Genomic DNA, 15,045 nt, shown 5'->3' on the forward strand with positions numbered 1-15,045 from the left:
GTCGCTCCTGGGTGGGGGTGGAGCGACAGGCCGGGCGGGCCCTCCCCGCCAAGTGAGCCGACCCCGGGAAGAGGCGGCCCTTAGCTGAAATCAATATCAGAACTTGAAACTGACTTCACCGCCAATAATGCGGCGCTGGCCGGGTGAAATGAACGATCCACCAAACTCGATCGCCGGGATCACTTCGTTCAGCCACATCTTGTCGAGCAGATTGTTTGCAAACACCGATACTTGCCAGTTCTTGCATTCGATGCCGGCGCGCAGATTTACGACGCCGAACGCATCGCGACGGGTCACGTCATAACGCGCGTTGCCCACCACCGCCGGCAGTTGCAGCGCCGAAATCGGCAACAAACCGCTGAAAAGCGTTGGCTTTTCCTGATCCTGCACGCTGTGGAACCAGGTCGGCCCGGTCAGGCGGTAATCGGCACGGAAATTGGCTTTCAGGGCGTCGCTAACCGGCACACTCACCTGTGTGCCGACGTTCAGGGTGTAATCGGCTGTATAGGGGCTCTTGTTGCCCAGCGTATCCGGCCGGCTTCGATTGGCCTTGATCTCGCTGTCGGTGATGTTGCCGCTGGCAAACACCGTCCAGCCATCGACGATCTTGGCATTCAGGTTGAGTTCGGCGCCCCACAGATCGACCTTGTCGATGTTCGACACCACGCGCAGCAGGCCAAAGCCGCCCACGAAGAATTCGAAGAACTGCATGTCGCGGACCTTGGTATAATAGCCCGCCAGATCATAGCTGATGCGGCCATCCAGCAGGCTGCCCTTGATGCCGGCTTCAAACGCGGATGAGCGTTCCAGGCGATATTGATCCCTGATCGTCACGCCGGCGTTGATGGTGCCAACGGTCACGCCATTGTTGAAATTGTTGTTCACGATGGCGGCCGAACCCTGGTTGTTGAAACCGCCGGCCTTGAAGCCCACGCCCCAGTTGGCAAACAGGTTGGTATCGTCGTTCAGCTTGTAGCCGAGGGTGATCTTGGGCTGCAGCTGCTTGAACGTGTTGGCCGCCGGCGGGATCGGGCCGCCCACCTGGCCGGGGTTGATCTGCCCGCCGCTGATTGGATCAAGCACGAACGGCACCAGATTTTCGGCGCGGCGGCGTTCGATGTCATAACGCAAGGCCAGACCCACGGTGAACTGCTCCACCGGCTTCCAGTCAAGCGAGCCGAAGGCGGCATAGACATCGGTACGGAAGCGATCGTTGAACAATTGGCTGGTCGGGTTGGACGAGCCGGGCGCGTTGTAGAGCGTGGGCGACACGCCTTGGCCCAGATCGGCGCCCAGACTGATGCCGGTTTCACGATCGATGTTGAGGTAATAGAGGCCAACCGACCAGTTGATCGGACCATCCAGCGTGGAGGCATAGCGGATTTCCGCCGAGATGTCCTTCTGCTGGCGGGTCTGCAGCTGGGTGCCGTCACACGTGGTCGGGCTGTAGGCACCATAAGTGGATCCGGTGCCCGGATTGAAGATGAACGGTGTCGAGCTGGTGCCGATGAACGTCGGCGGATTCAGCGGATAGCCCGCCAGCTGCAAGGTGGTGGCGGCGCACTTGGCGGCCACGGCCTGGCTGGTCGCGCTGGCGCCCGGGAAAGTGTAGCGCGCGAAATCGGCGGATGTGCCATCGGCCGTCAACGCCTGATCGACATCGGAATACAGCATCCAGCCGGTGATCTTGCCCGTGCCGAAATCATGCTCCACTCGGGCCGAGGTTTCAAAGGTGGTCTGCTCGTTGGTCGGGCGGATGTTGCTGTAATAACGGAATGGGTGGCTGTTCACATTTTCATAGAAGGCCGGGTTCACCGCCGCGAAGTTGGGCAGGTGGAAACTGGCGTTGAAGTTGATCGAGGCGCCGGACAACTTGGCATAGCGGCTCTTCACGTCGAGCGTGGTGGCCTCGCCCAGCTTGGCGACGATGCGACCATCGATGCCGTAATTTTCCTGATCGTCGACAACCTTGGCATTGCCCAAGAATTCGTTGCGCCAGAAACCATCGGTGGTCTGATAATTGGCCGACAGCACGAAGCCGACGGCATCAGACAGCGGGCCGGCGACATAGCCAAAGGCCTGACCGGTGGCGAGTTCGCCATAATTGGCGCGGAACGCGCCTTCCAGCACGTCGCCCGGCTTGATCGTGGTCATGACGATGGCGCCAGCCGCCGCGTTGCGGCCATAGATGGCGCCCTGCGGGCCCTTCAGCACTTCCACCTGGCGCAGCGTGCCCTGCACCTGATTGAGCTGCGCCGTGTTGGTTTTCAAAATGCCGTCAACCACCAGCGCCACGCTCGATTCAGCGTCGCGGGCGCCGTTGAGGCCGCGGATGTTGATCTGGGTGTCGCCGGCTTCCGCCGAACCCGAAACGATGGTCACGCCGGGCGTGAGCTGCAGGATTTCCTGGCTGCGGAAGGTGCCGGTGGCGGCCAGCGTTTCGGCAGTGACCACCGACACGCTGGCCGGCACGTCGATCAGCCGTTCGCTGTTGCGGCGGGCCGTCACCAAAATCTCGCCGGCCCCGTCGTCTGCGGCAACAGCCTGCTGGGCCATGGCCGGCGTGGCGGCCAGAATCAGGCCAGAAACGCCAAGCAAAAGCCGGGCCAGACGCGACGGCAACAGTCCGCCAGCGGCCGGCAGCGCGCCGCCAGTCACCAGATCCGTGCCGGCACTCGCCGGCAGCGCCCGCATGCAATTGGCCTGCGTCTGGCTGTAGATCTGCGTCATGTTACCTCGCTCCCGCCCGTTGTGACTTCAGTTTCGTGACAAATGCGTTGCTGATAATGTATACAAAACTGGCCATATGCAAGCGAGCTTTCGTCCGTTTCGCTGCAAACACGGGGGGCGCGACCATTTTGCAACAGGGTGAAGATGCCGGATAACACCACCAGTGCCAGCAATGCCGCGGCCAGCGCCGCCGATCGCGCCTATGCCGAAATCAGGGGCCTGATCCTGGCCGGCGATGCCAGCCCCGGCACGCCGCTGCGCGAAGAGGCGCTGGCCGATATCGTCGGCGTGTCGCGCACCCCGGTTCGCGATGCACTGCGCCGGCTGGAGGTGGAGCTCTACGCGGTGCGCACCCCCGGCGGTCGCTTGGTGGTTGCCGATTGGGACAGTGACGATGTTGCTGAAATCTTTGCCTTGCGCGCCATGCTGGAAGGCCATGCCGCCGCCCGCGCCGCTCGCCGCGCCACCCCGGCGCAACTGGCGGAACTGCGCCATTGCAACGCTGCCATCGAAGCCGCCGTGGCGATAGAGCAGCCGGATGTCGCGCGCTTTCTGGCCGAAAACCGCCGCTTTCACGATATCATCCTGAGCGCGTCCGCCTCGGCGCGGCTGTCCACGATGCTGGCTGGCCTTGTGGAACAACCGATCGTGCGGCGCACCGCCACCCGCTATGACCGCGCCGATCTGGCCCGATCAGCACACGAACATAGCCAGTTGATCCAGGCCTTTGCGGCCCATGATGAAGATTGGGCACGGGCAGTGATGACCGCCCATATCCGCCGTGCCCTGCACGCCTTTCAGGATGCAACGCCTTCGAAATAAGTGTTTATTTCCACGATGCTGCGCAGTTCAGCCGTCTTGGCGGCGAGATCGAACAGATTGGCTTCGTGCACCGATTGCAGCCGGTCACCCACGCCTTCGCGCACGATCACCGGCACGAAACCATGGCAGATCGCATCCACTGCACTGGCGCGCACGCAGCCCGATGTGGACAGGCCGCAGATCACCAGCGTGTCGATGCCTGCGCTGTTCAGCAGCGCCGCCAGATCGGTGCCGAAAAATGCGGACGGAAACTGCTTGGTGATCACCGCCTCGCCCGGCCGCGGTTCAAGCGGCGGTTCGAAGTCGCCCAGAGGACTGCCTGTTTCAAACACTTTCAGCGCCCCGATCTTGCGGAAGAACACGCCGCCATCGGCGCCGCCCGGCTGATACTCAACGCGCGTGTGGAATACCGGCAAGCCATGGCCCCGCGCCGCCGCCAGCACCTGCGCAGCCGCGTCGCGGGCGGCCTCCACGCCGGCATACAGCGGCGATTCCGGCGCGAAATAGGCGCGCGCGAAATCGATCATCAGCAACGCCGGCCGCGGCCCCAACAACAGCCCCTGGCCAAAGCCGGCCGCCGCATAATCCGCATCCGGATTGGCCTGATCCACGATTTCCTCCGTTCACGCCGGCTATACAGGGGCGCCGCGACTTTGTATACAAAACCGCATGTCCACCACCAGCCCGAACATCACCGATCCGGTGACAATCGTTGAGGTATCGCCCCGCGATGGCCTGCAGAACGAGTCCGTGCTGGTTTACAGTGACCACAAGCTGGCATTGATTGGCCATTTGGTGACCATGGGCGCCAAACGCGTCGAAGTGGTGTCCTTCGTCAATCCGCGCCGCGTGCCGCAGATGGGAGACGCCGAACAAGTGGCACTCGGCCTGCCAGAAGCGCCCGGCGTGCGCTTTATCGGCCTGTGTCTGAACGAACGCGGCGTCGCCCGTGCCATCGCCACGCAGGACAATCCGCGCCCGCTGGATGAAGCCGGCTGCGTGCTGGTAGCCAGCGACACGTTCGGCGTCGTCAACCAGGGCCAGAAAATTTCCGATGGCATCCTCGCCAACAACGCTATGCTGAAAATGGCAAGAGATGCAGGGCTTTACGCCCAGGTTACGATCAGCGCAGCCTTTGGTTGCCCTTACGAAGGCCCCGTGCCCGCAGACCGCGTGGTGGAACTGGCCAAGCGAATGGCCGACGCCGGTGCGCAGGAAATCGCGCTGGCCGATACGATCGGTGTGGCTGTGCCGCCCCAGGTTGGCGACCTTACAGCCCGCGTGATCGAAGCCATCGCCCCCATCCCGATCCGCCTGCACCTGCACGACACCCGCGGGTTGGCCCCCGCCAACGCCTGGGCCGGATATCAGGCCGGTTGCCGCACCTTTGATTCGGCGCTTGGCGGCCTGGGCGGCTGCCCGTTTGCGCCTGGTGCAGCGGGCAATGTCGGCACCGAGGAGCTTCTTTACCTGTTCGGCCGTTCAGGCATCGCCACCGGCTATGATCTTGAAACCACGCTGGAAGCCAATCGCTGGCTCGCCACCATCATGGGCCGGGCGCTACCCAGCCGGGCGGGCAAGGCCGGGGACTTTGTTGCGCGTCCTATTCCAATCGGAGCAAATTCGTGAGCTACAGACTCGGCGTTGATGTGGGTGGCACGTTCACCGATCTGATCGTGATTGATGAAGAGACCGGCCGTGCCGTGCGCGACAAGGTGCCCTCTACCCCGCACGACCCGTCCGAAGCTGTCATCACTGGCGCCCGCCAACTCTGTGAGAAGGCAGGGATTTCGGCGGCCGATCTGTCGCTGTTCCTGCACGGCACCACGGTCGCCACCAACGCGGTGCTGGAACACAAGATCGCCAGGGTCGGCCTGATCGTCACCGAAGGCTATCGCCATATCCTGCAGATTGCCCGCTCCCTTGTGCCCGGCGGACTTGCGGCCTGGATAATCTGGCCCAAACCCACTCCGATGGCGCCGCTGGAAGCCACGATCGAAGCGCCCGAACGCGTCGGTGCCGATGGTTCGATCGTGCGTCCGCTCGACGAAGCCGCGCTGCGCAAGAACCTCAAGCGGCTGGCCGAAGAGAAGGTGGAAGCCATCACCATCTGCCTAATCAACAGTTACATGAACGACGCCCACGAACGCCGCGTCGCCGCGATCTGTGCCGAGGAACTGCCCGGCATCCCGGTCTCGCTGTCGGCGGACATCCTGCCCGAAATGCAGGAGTATGAGCGGGCGCTGACCACGGTGGCCAACAGCGCCGTTCGGCCCACCGTGTCGCGCTATGTCGGCAATCTCGAAGCCGCGCTCAAGGATTGGGGCACAACCGCCAAGCTCAACCTGCTGCGCTCCGACGGCGGCTTGATGAGCGCCGAAAAGAGCCGCACGGCACCGGTTAACCTGCTGATGTCTGGCCCTGCCGGCGGTGTCGCCGGCGCAGTGTGGATCGCCAAGAACGCCGGCTTTCCCAACGTCTTGACGCTGGACATGGGCGGCACCTCCACCGATGTCGCGCTGATCGAGGAGTATCAGGCACGGCTGCGCCGCGAGACCAGCGTGGGCCACCTGACCGTTCGGGCCTCCAGCCTTGACGTGAAGACGGTCGGTGCCGGCGGTGGCTCTATTGCAACCGTGCCGGAACTGACCAAGGCGCTGCGCGTAGGCCCCCAATCGGCCGGAGCCGTGCCCGGTCCGGCTGCCTATGGCCGCGGCGGCGAACTGCCGACCGTGACAGACGCAAACGTGGTGCTGGGCTATCTGCCCGAAAACCTGCTCGGAGGAAGCTTCAAGCTGGACCGCGAAGCTTCCAAGCGCGCAGTGCAGACGGTGGCCGATGCGCTGGGACTGCCGCTGCTGGAAGCGGCAGCCGGCATCATCGCTATCGTCAACGAGACGATGTTTGGCGCGCTGCGATTAGTGTCCGTTCAGCAGGGTTATGACCCGCGCGATTTCGCGCTGATGGCCTTTGGCGGCGCTGGCCCGCTGCATGGCAATGCCATGGGCATGTTGATGGGATCGTGGCCGGTGATTATCCCTCCCTCGCCCGGTGTGCTGTGCGCCTATGGCGATGCCACCACCCGGTTGCGGGTCGATGCCCAGCGCAGCTTCAACAAACTGGTGACGCAAACCAGTGATGCCGAAGTCGGCGCGGTGATCGGTGAGCTCATCGCCCAGACCAGCGACGAACTGGCCACCGAAGGCGTGGCCGCCAACGAGATCGAGATCCGCGTCGAAGTCGACGTGCGCTATGCCGGCCAGGCCTTTGAAGTGCCGCTGTTTTCGCCGCCCGGCTCTAGCATCGCTAGCCTCGCCGAACGCTTCGATGCCGAGCACAAGCGGCTGTTCACTTTCAATCTTTCGGTGCCGCAGGAGCTGGTCAACATCCGGGTCGTCGCACTGGGCAAGGCTGCCAATGTCTTGGCCGAACGCATTGCCAAGGGTGACGGCAACCCGGCCGCCGCACGGGTGCGCGACCACGGGGTGTGGATGGACGGCCAGGCCCGCGCCGCCGCCATCTATGACCGGTCAAAGCTTCGCGCTGGTGACGTGGTGGCAGGCCCGGCGGTGATCACCGAAATGGATTCCACCACGCTCGTCCACAATGGCCACATTGCCAGCGTGGATGTTTTTGGCAATCTGCTGATCACACCGGAGAAATGATGAGCTCCCTTCATCATCCCGCCATCGCCAGCGGCCTGCTGCTTGCAACGATGGCCAGCCCAGCACAAGCCGCCGTCATCAAGTCGGCGCCTGATGGCTTTGTGTCGGAAAGTTCAGCCGTCATTGGCGTAAAGCCAGCGCGGATGTGGCGGGCGCTGACCAATTGGTCGAACTGGTGGGACAAGGCCCACAGCTACAGCGGCAAGGCCGAAGCCATCCATCTCGATCCGCGCGGCGGCGGCCTGCTGCTGGAACGCTGGGATAAGAACAGCGTGAAGCATGCCGTCGTGCTGAGCGCGGTGGCGCCATCGTCGCTGCGCATGTCGGGTGGCTTTGGCCCGCTGCAGGCGCTGCCGGTGAACGCCATCCTGGAATTCAGCCTGCGCGGCGAAGGCTCCGACACACGATTGACGATGACCTATCGCGTTGCCGGCACCGCAGCGAACAATCTGGATACGCTCGCCGTGCCAGAGGACAACGTGATGAGCGAAGGATTCAGCCGGCTGCTGAATTACGCCGCGACCGGCAAGCCCTGAAGGACCGCACCATGCCCGCCCGTATCATTGAGACCAATCCGCGCCCCTTTAAGGCCAAGACCATCGATCCGGTCACGCTTGATATAATCGAGAACGCACTGCGCAATGCCCGTATCGAGATGGACGCCACCCTGGTGCGCACCGCGATGTCGCCGGGTATTCGCGAACAGGGCGATGCCTTCCCGATGATCGCCAACCCGGCGGGCAAGATGATCGTTGGCCAGTTCGGCAGCTTTATTGATGGCTTCCTGCGCGGCTGGGATGGCAGCATCGAGGAAGGCGACATGATCTTCCTGTCTGACCCCTACAGCTGTGAAGGCGCGATCAGCCACAGCAACGATTGGCTGGTTCTGCTGCCGGTGTATCGCAGTGGGCGCCTGATCGCGTGGACGGCAATGTTCGGCCACCAAAGCGACATTGGCGGCAAGGTCGCCGGTTCCATGCCGATCGACGCCCGCGCCATATTCGAGGAAGGCGTGCGCATCCCGCCGGTGAAAATCTGGCGCAAGGGCGAGTATAATGAGGATCTGATCAAGCTGGTCATGCACCAGACCCGCAAGCCTGATTGGTGCGCGGCCGATTTGAATGCGCTGATCGCCTCCTGCCGAGTCGCCGCGCGGCGCATCGACGAAATGTGCGCGCGTTTCGGCGAGGACGACGTGGTGGCGGCGATGGACCAGCTTTTGGCCCGCAATCACCGCGCCATGAAGGCGCTGATCGCCACCTCCGTCTCCACCGACAAGGTGAGCTTTGAGGATTATGTTTGCGACGATGGCGTGGGCTATGGCCCCTACAAGATAAAGTGCACCATGCAGCGCGTGGGCGACAAGGTGGTGCTGGATTTCGATGGCACCGATCCGCAGAGTGACGCGGCGATCAATTTCTATCTCAATGAGAACATGTTCAAGATGTTCTTCGGCATCTATATGATCATGGTTTTCGATCCGCAGATCATGTTCAACGATGGCTTCTACGACCTGATCGAGGTGAAGATCCCCGAAGGCTCGCTGTTGAAGCCGCGTTACCCGGCGGCGCTGTCGGGCCGCACCCACGCTCTGGGCCGCATCTTCGATTTGCTGGGCGCGTTGCTCGGCCAGCGCACGCCGGAATTCCTATGCGCGGCTGGATTCTCCTCGTCGCCGCACCTGATGTATTCCGGGCGTGACCAGCGGCCGGGCAAGAACGGCGAGTGGTTCCAGCTGTTCCAGATCGGTTTCGGCGGCATTCCCGGCAAGCCGTTCGGCGATGGCCCGGATGGCCATTCGCTGTGGCCGGGTTTCACCAACGTGCCCAACGAGTTCCTCGAACGCTATTTCCCGCTGCGCATCGAGCGTTATGAAGCCTTGGCGGATACCGGCGGCGCCGGCCTGAACCGTGGCGGCAACGGCATCCTGATGAGCTACCGTTTCCTGAGCGCCGGCAGTGTTTCGATCCACGATGATCGCTGGTTCACTTACCCCTGGGGCGTGAACGGCGGCGCGCCGGGGAGCCGCGCCCGCAAGATCCTGGAAAAGGCCGATGGCACCCAGACGATTGTTGCCAACAAGCTCGACAGCCTCGATGTCGATGCTGGCGATCAACTCCACTTCATCACTTGGGGTGGCGGCGGCTGGGGCAACCCGCTGGAGCGTGATCCGGCGCTGGTTGGCCTCGAAATCCGCCAGGGGCTGGTGAGCGAAGCCGGCGCGAGGGCCTATGGTGTGGTGGCCGACGCAGAAGGCCGGGTGGACGCAGCAGCCACTTCAGCCCTGCGTGCTGAACTGGCCGCCGCTCAGCCTGCTGAACCGGCGATCTTCAATCGTGGCGGCACGGTAGGCGAGCTGCGCGCGGCATGCGAGGCCGAAACCGGCCTGCCTGCGCCCAGGCAGCCGGTGTGGCACCACTTGGCCATCGCGGCCGAATAAGGACCAGCGATGATCGTTGAGAATAACGGCCCCCTCGCGGGCGTCAAAGTCGTGGAAATGGGCCAGCTTATTGCCGGGCCGTTCTGCGGGCAATTGCTGGGCGACATGGGCGCCGACGTTATCAAGCTGGAACCACCTGGTCAGGGCGATCCGATGCGGGTATGGGGCCGCGGTGACTACCCGCTGTGGTGGGAAGTTGTAGCCCGCAACAAGCGCGCCGTTTCGTGCAATTTGCGCGAGAGGGAAGGCCAAGCGCTGGCCCGCCGCCTGATCGGCAAGGCCGACATACTTATCGAGAATTTCCGCCCAGGCACGCTGGAGAAATGGGGCTTATCACCCGAAACCCTGATGGCCGACAACCCTGGCCTGATCATCGTGCGCGTGTCGGGCTATGGCCAATCCGGCCCCTATTCGGCCCGCGCCGGCTTTGGCGGGATCGGCGAGGCGATGGGCGGCTGGCGGGCCATTGTCGGTGATCCGGATCGGCCACCCAGCCGCATGGGCGTCTCGATCGGGGATTCGCTGGCCGCTACTTACGGCGCTATGGGCGCGCTGGCCGCGCTGAACCACCGCCACGCCACTGGCAAGGGCCAGATCGTCGATTCCGCCCTTTATGAGGCCGTGCTGCAGGTAATGGAAAGCCTCGTGCCGGAGTATGTTGCCTCGGGCTATGTGCGCGAACGCTCTGGCTCCGTGCTACCGGGCATTGCGCCATCCAACGTCTATCCGTGCAAGGACGGCGAATATCTGATCGGCGCCAATCAAGACACGGTGTTCGGTCGGCTTTGCGACGCGATGGGCCGGCCCGAGCTGGCCAAGGATCCGCGCTATGTGAACCATGTCGCGCGCGGAAAGCACCAGGAAGAACTGGACGCCCTGATCGGCGACTGGACAAAAACACTGACCATCGCCGAGCTGGAAGACAAGATGGTGGCAGCCGGCGTACCGGCCGGTCGCCTCTATCGCCCGCAGGACATGCTGGACGATCCGCATTTCCAGGCCCGCGAAGCCATTATCGGCGTGCCGCACCCGCGCTGGGGCGAGGTGAAGATGCAGAATGTCTTTCCCAAGCTGTCGGCCACGCCAGGCAGCGTCCGCCGCCGCGCGCCCGAAACGATCGGGCAAGACAATGCGGACGTGTACGGCGAGATGCTGGGCCTTGACGAAGCGGCGCTGGCCGAACTGCAGGCCCGCGGCATCATCTGACGAACTGCGGCCACAGCGCCGCCAGCATCACCACACCGAGCAGCGCCAGCACGGCCGCCGCGGCCATGCGCACGGCCTTCAGCGGCACACGCGCCAACAGCTTGTCACCCAGCAGCACGGCCGGCACGTTGGCAATCATCATGCCCAGCGTGGTGCCGATGGTGACAGCCAGCACATCGTGGAACCGCGCGCCCAAGGCAATGGTGGCGATCTGGGTCTTGTCGCCGATCTCCACGATGAAAAAGGCGACGGTCGTGGCCAAGAACGCCTGCGCACCGCTGGCAACGGCCGGCATGTCGTCCATCTTGTCGGGCACCAGCGTCCATGCGGCCATGGCGATGAAGCCCAGCGCCACCGCCAGCTGAAACCACGGCCCGGCCAGCCAATCAGCCAGCGTCGCCCCCGCCCAGGCAGCGAGCGCATGATTGGCAAGGGTGGCCACCAATATGCCGGCAATCACGCTGCCAGGCTTGCGAAAACGCGCCGCCAGCAAGAGAGCGAGCAGCATGGTCTTGTCGCCAATCTCGGCGAGAGCGACCAGCCCAGTAGCGGTGGCGATGATGGCAAGGCTGCTGCTCATCGCCTCGGCATAGGCATTCGGCGTCGCTTTGCAATCGGTCCCTTGCACCGCCACCGTATCAGGCAGACAATGCACTCATGTCCGTGTTGACCCTTTTGCTGGCCGCTGCTGCCGCCAGCGTGACACCGCCGGCCGCCTCCGTCCCTGGCCAACCGCTGATTGCGCCGGCCATCATCGACAACAATCTCGAAATCCTAGGCGACGCGCTGGAAGCCGAACAGCTGAAAAAGCGCATATTTGTTGACGTGAAGGTGAACGGCATCGGGCCGCACCGCTTCCTCGTCGATTCCGGCGCCGATCGTTCGGTGGTCAGCGATGGACTGGCGGCCCGATTAAACCTGCCGGCTGGCGAGTCGGTGCGCCTGCAAGGCATGGCCGGCGCCGTCAGTGTCGGCACGGTCGAGGTGGCCATGCTCACCATCGGCAAGTCGGAAATCGGCCCGATCAATGCGCCGGCGCTGTCGGCACGCCATCTGGGCGCCGATGGCTTGATCGGCATCGACGCGCTGGCCGATCAACGGCTGTTGCTGGATTTCGACAAGCGCACCATCACGGTGCAAGACTCGCGCACGCCCTTTGCCGCCAATGACCAGGAAATTGTGGTCACCGCGCGTCGCCGCAAGGGCCAGTTGATCATCACCCAGGCATCGATCGGCAATCGCGCGGTATTCGCAGTGATCGATACCGGCAGTGAAGTTACCCTGGGCAACAGGGCCCTGCGGGAGCGGCTTTATGGCACCCGCCGGCCCGAAAAGATGTTCGATATCGAGCTGCTGTCCGTCACCGGGCAGGTGTTGAAAGCCGAAGCCATAGTGCTCAACAACGTGCGGATCGGCGGGCTTATCCTCAACAATGTCGTGGTGGCCTTTGCCGATGCGCCGCCCTTCGCGCTGTTCGGCCTGAGCACCCAGCCAGCGATCTTCCTGGGATCGGATCTTCTGTCCAGCTTCCGCCGCGTTGCACTGGATTTCGGCAACCGCAAGGTGCGCTTCACGATGAGGTGAAGCGCACGTTGTGCCGATATCAATCCTGAAACGTGTTGACGGCCAGTCGCTGGAACTGGCTCTGGCAGCCCGCTTCCACAAGCGTCATGCCCAGCGCCTCCACGTCCGTGGGCGCCGCCACTTGTTTCAGATTCAGCGTCACCGGCGTCTTGCCGCCACTGATCTTCAGCGCACCCACCTTGCCAGACACTTCGGCCGGCAGATCGGCCAGCGCGCACGGGCTGCGTTCGATATCGCCATCAACGATCAACCGGCTGGGCTGGGTAAACTGCGGCCGGCGCGATGGATCGATTTCCTCTCGGGTCGGCGCCCCCGTGACGCTCACCTGCGCCTGCGCACCTGAGGCTGCAACGATGATTGCCATCCCGGTTGCCAACAGGCCACGACGGAAAACCGGCGTGAGCGCCGCCGCTGGCAAGCCCATATCCATCATTAACGCTTCCCCCGCGACAACAGCACAGGTGCGACCCGTTCATGTTGTGGAATTAATTAACCCGATTCAACCCAAAATAATATATAATTTTATGGTTCATTTACGCATGTGACTCGACACTGTTGCAGGCCAGCAGCGGCTGCGGCGCAACCCGGTTGGCATCGAGCCCCATAGGCGGGATTTCACGTCGTCCTGACGGAAGAAATCCACTCCGTACCGCCGGCCGCTGCCTCGAAGGCGGCATCGGGCCCCACAGCTGCAAGAATTGCAGAACTGAAGTTCAAGCTCAGCGGCGGCGCGGACTACAGCCACCGCGACCGGCATTGCGGCCACCGCCGCCTTCCTCGAACAGTGCGGCGAGACTGTCGATGATGGTGCCGCCCAGTTGTTCGGCATCCATGATGGTGACGGCGCGGCGATAATAACGCGTCACGTCATGGCCGATGCCGATGGCGATCAGTTCGACCGGGCTCTTGGTCTCGATGTGGCGGATCACGGCGCGCAGGTGGCGCTCCAGATAATTGCCGCTGTTCACCGAAAGGGTGGAATCATCGACCGGCGCGCCATCGGAAATCACCATCAGGATGCGGCGGTCTTCGTTGCGGGCCACCAACCGGTCGTGCGCCCACAACAGCGCCTCGCCGTCGATATTCTCTTTCAGCAAGCCTTCGCGCATCATCAGGCCCAGATTCTTGCGCGCGCGCCGCCACGGCGCATCGGCCTGCTTGTAGACGATATGGCGCAAGTCGTTCAGGCGCCCCGGCTTGGCCGGACGGCCCGCCTGCAGCCACGCTTCGCGGCTCTGCCCGCCCTTCCAGGCACGGGTGGTGAAGCCGAGGATTTCGGTCTTCACGGCGCAGCGCTCCAGCGTGCGCGCCAGGATGTCAGCGCAGATGGCGGCGATGGAGATCGGCCGGCCGCGCATGGAGCCACTGTTGTCGATCAGCAGCGTCACCACCGTGTCGCGGAACTGGGTGTCGCGCTCGATCTTGTAGCTGAGGGCATGGGCCGGATTGGTGACGATGCGCACCAGCCGGGCAGCGTCCAAAATGCCTTCTTCCTGATCGAAATCCCAGCTGCGGTTCTGCTGGGCCATCAGGCGGCGCTGCAGGCGGTTCGCCAGCTTGGTCACCGCCGATTGCAGCGGGATCAGTTGCTGATCGAGATAGGCGCGCAGACGGGTCAGTTCCTCGTCGTCGCACAGCTCGGCAGCCCCCACCACTTCGTCATGCTTGGTGGAATAGGCCTTGTACTCGAAATCCGGCGGCAGATCGGAAAGCGGCATGTTGGGCCGCCACGGCATCATGCCGTCCTGACCCTCTTCGCCCATTTCTGCGTCCGACACCTGATCGGTGTCCATCTCGACTTCGCGTTGCTCGGCGCCCTCGGGCGCGTCCGACGAATCCTCGGAACGGGTTTCGGTGGACTGGTCCTGGCCGCCGCCGTCGTCCTGTTCCTGATCTTCGCTGTCTTCGCCGGGCTGTTCTTCCTGGTCCTGCCCGTCGCTTTCCTCGGTCTCGTCGCTGGCCTCGTCGGGATCGGCGCCCAGGCCCAGATCGGCGAGCACATGGCGGATCAGCTGCGCAAACGCCGCCTGATCATCCATGTTGGCAGCGAGCGCATCCAGATGCGTGCCGGCCTGCGCCTCGATATGGCCGCGCACCATGTCCACCGCCTGTTGTGCGGCGCGCGGCACGTCGGCACCGGTCAGCCGTTCGCGCACCATAAGGCTGATGGCGCTGGCCAGCGGCACTTCCTCAGCAGTGCGGGCGCGCACGATCGGATCGGTGCGCACGCGCATTTCGGTCATGCGGTCGAGGTTGCGCGCCACCCCGGCCATTTCGGCCGCGCCCAGGGCTTCAAAGCGCGCCTGTTCCAGCGCATTCCAGATGTCGCGCGCCAGCCCCGATTCCGGCTGCTCCGCCCCATGCAGTTTGGGATCGTGGAAGCGGCGTTTCAGCGCGAAACTGTCGGCCCAGCCGCGCACTTCAGCCACCTGTTCAGCCGGCAGGGCGCGGGCCGGCTGCGGCACCCGGGCCTGATCACCGAAACAGCCCGGCTTGTCGGCCGTATAGGCCAGCTCCATCCCCGGCGCATGGCCCAGCGCCCGCATGGTCGCGGCCACCGCCTGGCGGAAATCCTCGATGGGGCTGGTTTCAGCCATT

12 protein-coding genes are annotated in these 15,045 nt (G+C 63.7%); 7 read left to right on the forward strand and 5 right to left on the reverse strand.

Features of this window, described 5'->3' with window-relative positions:
* Nucleotides 1-96: 96 nt before the first annotated feature.
* The gene (locus G566_RS0108890; protein WP_022680323.1) at nucleotides 97-2,730 is read right to left on the reverse strand and encodes a TonB-dependent receptor; all 2,634 of its coding nucleotides are present in this window, start codon (nucleotides 2,728-2,730) and stop codon (nucleotides 97-99) included.
* Nucleotides 2,731-2,874: 144 nt separating this feature from the next.
* Between G566_RS0108890 and G566_RS0108895 the strand changes: the two genes are divergently transcribed.
* A complete protein-coding gene (locus tag G566_RS0108895) occupies nucleotides 2,875-3,552 on the forward strand; it encodes a GntR family transcriptional regulator (protein WP_022680324.1) in 678 nt (225 codons plus the stop codon).
* Here G566_RS0108895 and G566_RS0108900 read toward each other — a convergent pair.
* The gene (locus G566_RS0108900; protein WP_022680325.1) at nucleotides 3,528-4,163 is read right to left on the reverse strand and encodes an isochorismatase family protein; all 636 of its coding nucleotides are present in this window, start codon (nucleotides 4,161-4,163) and stop codon (nucleotides 3,528-3,530) included. The genes G566_RS0108895 and G566_RS0108900 overlap by 25 nt on opposite strands.
* A gap of 58 nt (nucleotides 4,164-4,221) precedes the next feature.
* Here G566_RS0108900 and G566_RS0108905 point away from each other — a divergent pair, with 58 nt between their 5' ends.
* Genes G566_RS0108905 through G566_RS0108925 form a run of 5 tightly spaced genes read left to right on the forward strand, consistent with a single transcriptional unit; the run spans nucleotide 4,222 to nucleotide 10,863 of the window.
* Nucleotides 4,222-5,181 (forward strand): hydroxymethylglutaryl-CoA lyase, encoded by a 960-nt coding sequence (locus G566_RS0108905; RefSeq protein ID WP_022680326.1) that lies wholly within the window; start codon nucleotides 4,222-4,224, stop codon nucleotides 5,179-5,181.
* The gene (locus G566_RS0108910; RefSeq protein WP_022680327.1) at nucleotides 5,178-7,217 is read left to right on the forward strand and encodes a hydantoinase/oxoprolinase family protein; all 2,040 of its coding nucleotides are present in this window, start codon (nucleotides 5,178-5,180) and stop codon (nucleotides 7,215-7,217) included. The genes G566_RS0108905 and G566_RS0108910 overlap by 4 nt, the downstream gene beginning before the upstream one ends.
* Entirely contained in the window at nucleotides 7,214-7,753 is a 540-nt protein-coding gene (locus tag G566_RS13990) for an SRPBCC family protein (RefSeq protein ID WP_156874473.1), read from the forward strand. The genes G566_RS0108910 and G566_RS13990 overlap by 4 nt, the downstream gene beginning before the upstream one ends.
* An 11-nt stretch (nucleotides 7,754-7,764) precedes the next feature.
* Nucleotides 7,765-9,657, forward strand: coding sequence for a hydantoinase B/oxoprolinase family protein (locus G566_RS0108920; protein WP_022680329.1), 1,893 nt, complete (start codon nucleotides 7,765-7,767; stop codon nucleotides 9,655-9,657).
* Nucleotides 9,658-9,666: 9 nt separating this feature from the next.
* Nucleotides 9,667-10,863: a CaiB/BaiF CoA transferase family protein gene (locus G566_RS0108925; RefSeq protein WP_022680330.1), complete on the forward strand. Its 1,197-nt coding sequence runs from the start codon at nucleotides 9,667-9,669 to the stop codon at nucleotides 10,861-10,863.
* On the opposite strand, the gene G566_RS0108930 is transcribed toward G566_RS0108925, so the two are convergent.
* Nucleotides 10,856-11,443, reverse strand: coding sequence for a TMEM165/GDT1 family protein (locus G566_RS0108930; RefSeq protein WP_029131464.1), 588 nt, complete (start codon nucleotides 11,441-11,443; stop codon nucleotides 10,856-10,858). The genes G566_RS0108925 and G566_RS0108930 overlap by 8 nt on opposite strands.
* 77 nt (nucleotides 11,444-11,520) lie before the next feature.
* On the opposite strand from G566_RS0108930, the gene G566_RS13995 reads away from it, so the two are divergent.
* Complete coding sequence (locus G566_RS13995; RefSeq protein WP_022680332.1) at nucleotides 11,521-12,447, forward strand: retroviral-like aspartic protease family protein; 927 nt, start codon at nucleotides 11,521-11,523, stop codon at nucleotides 12,445-12,447.
* Nucleotides 12,448-12,466: 19 nt separating this feature from the next.
* Here G566_RS13995 and G566_RS0108940 read toward each other — a convergent pair whose 3' ends face one another.
* Nucleotides 12,467-12,880, reverse strand: a complete 414-nt coding sequence (locus tag G566_RS0108940) for a hypothetical protein (RefSeq protein ID WP_022680333.1) — start codon at nucleotides 12,878-12,880, stop codon at nucleotides 12,467-12,469.
* A 286-nt stretch (nucleotides 12,881-13,166) separates the two neighbouring features.
* Nucleotides 13,167-15,044 (reverse strand): cobaltochelatase subunit CobT, encoded by a 1,878-nt coding sequence (gene cobT / locus G566_RS0108945; RefSeq protein ID WP_022680334.1) that lies wholly within the window; start codon nucleotides 15,042-15,044, stop codon nucleotides 13,167-13,169.
* Nucleotide 15,045: the final 1 nt, after the last annotated feature.

The sequence above is a fragment of the Sandarakinorhabdus limnophila DSM 17366 genome, assembly GCF_000420765.1.
Taxonomy (GTDB): Bacteria; Pseudomonadota; Alphaproteobacteria; order Sphingomonadales; family Sphingomonadaceae; genus Sandarakinorhabdus; species Sandarakinorhabdus limnophila.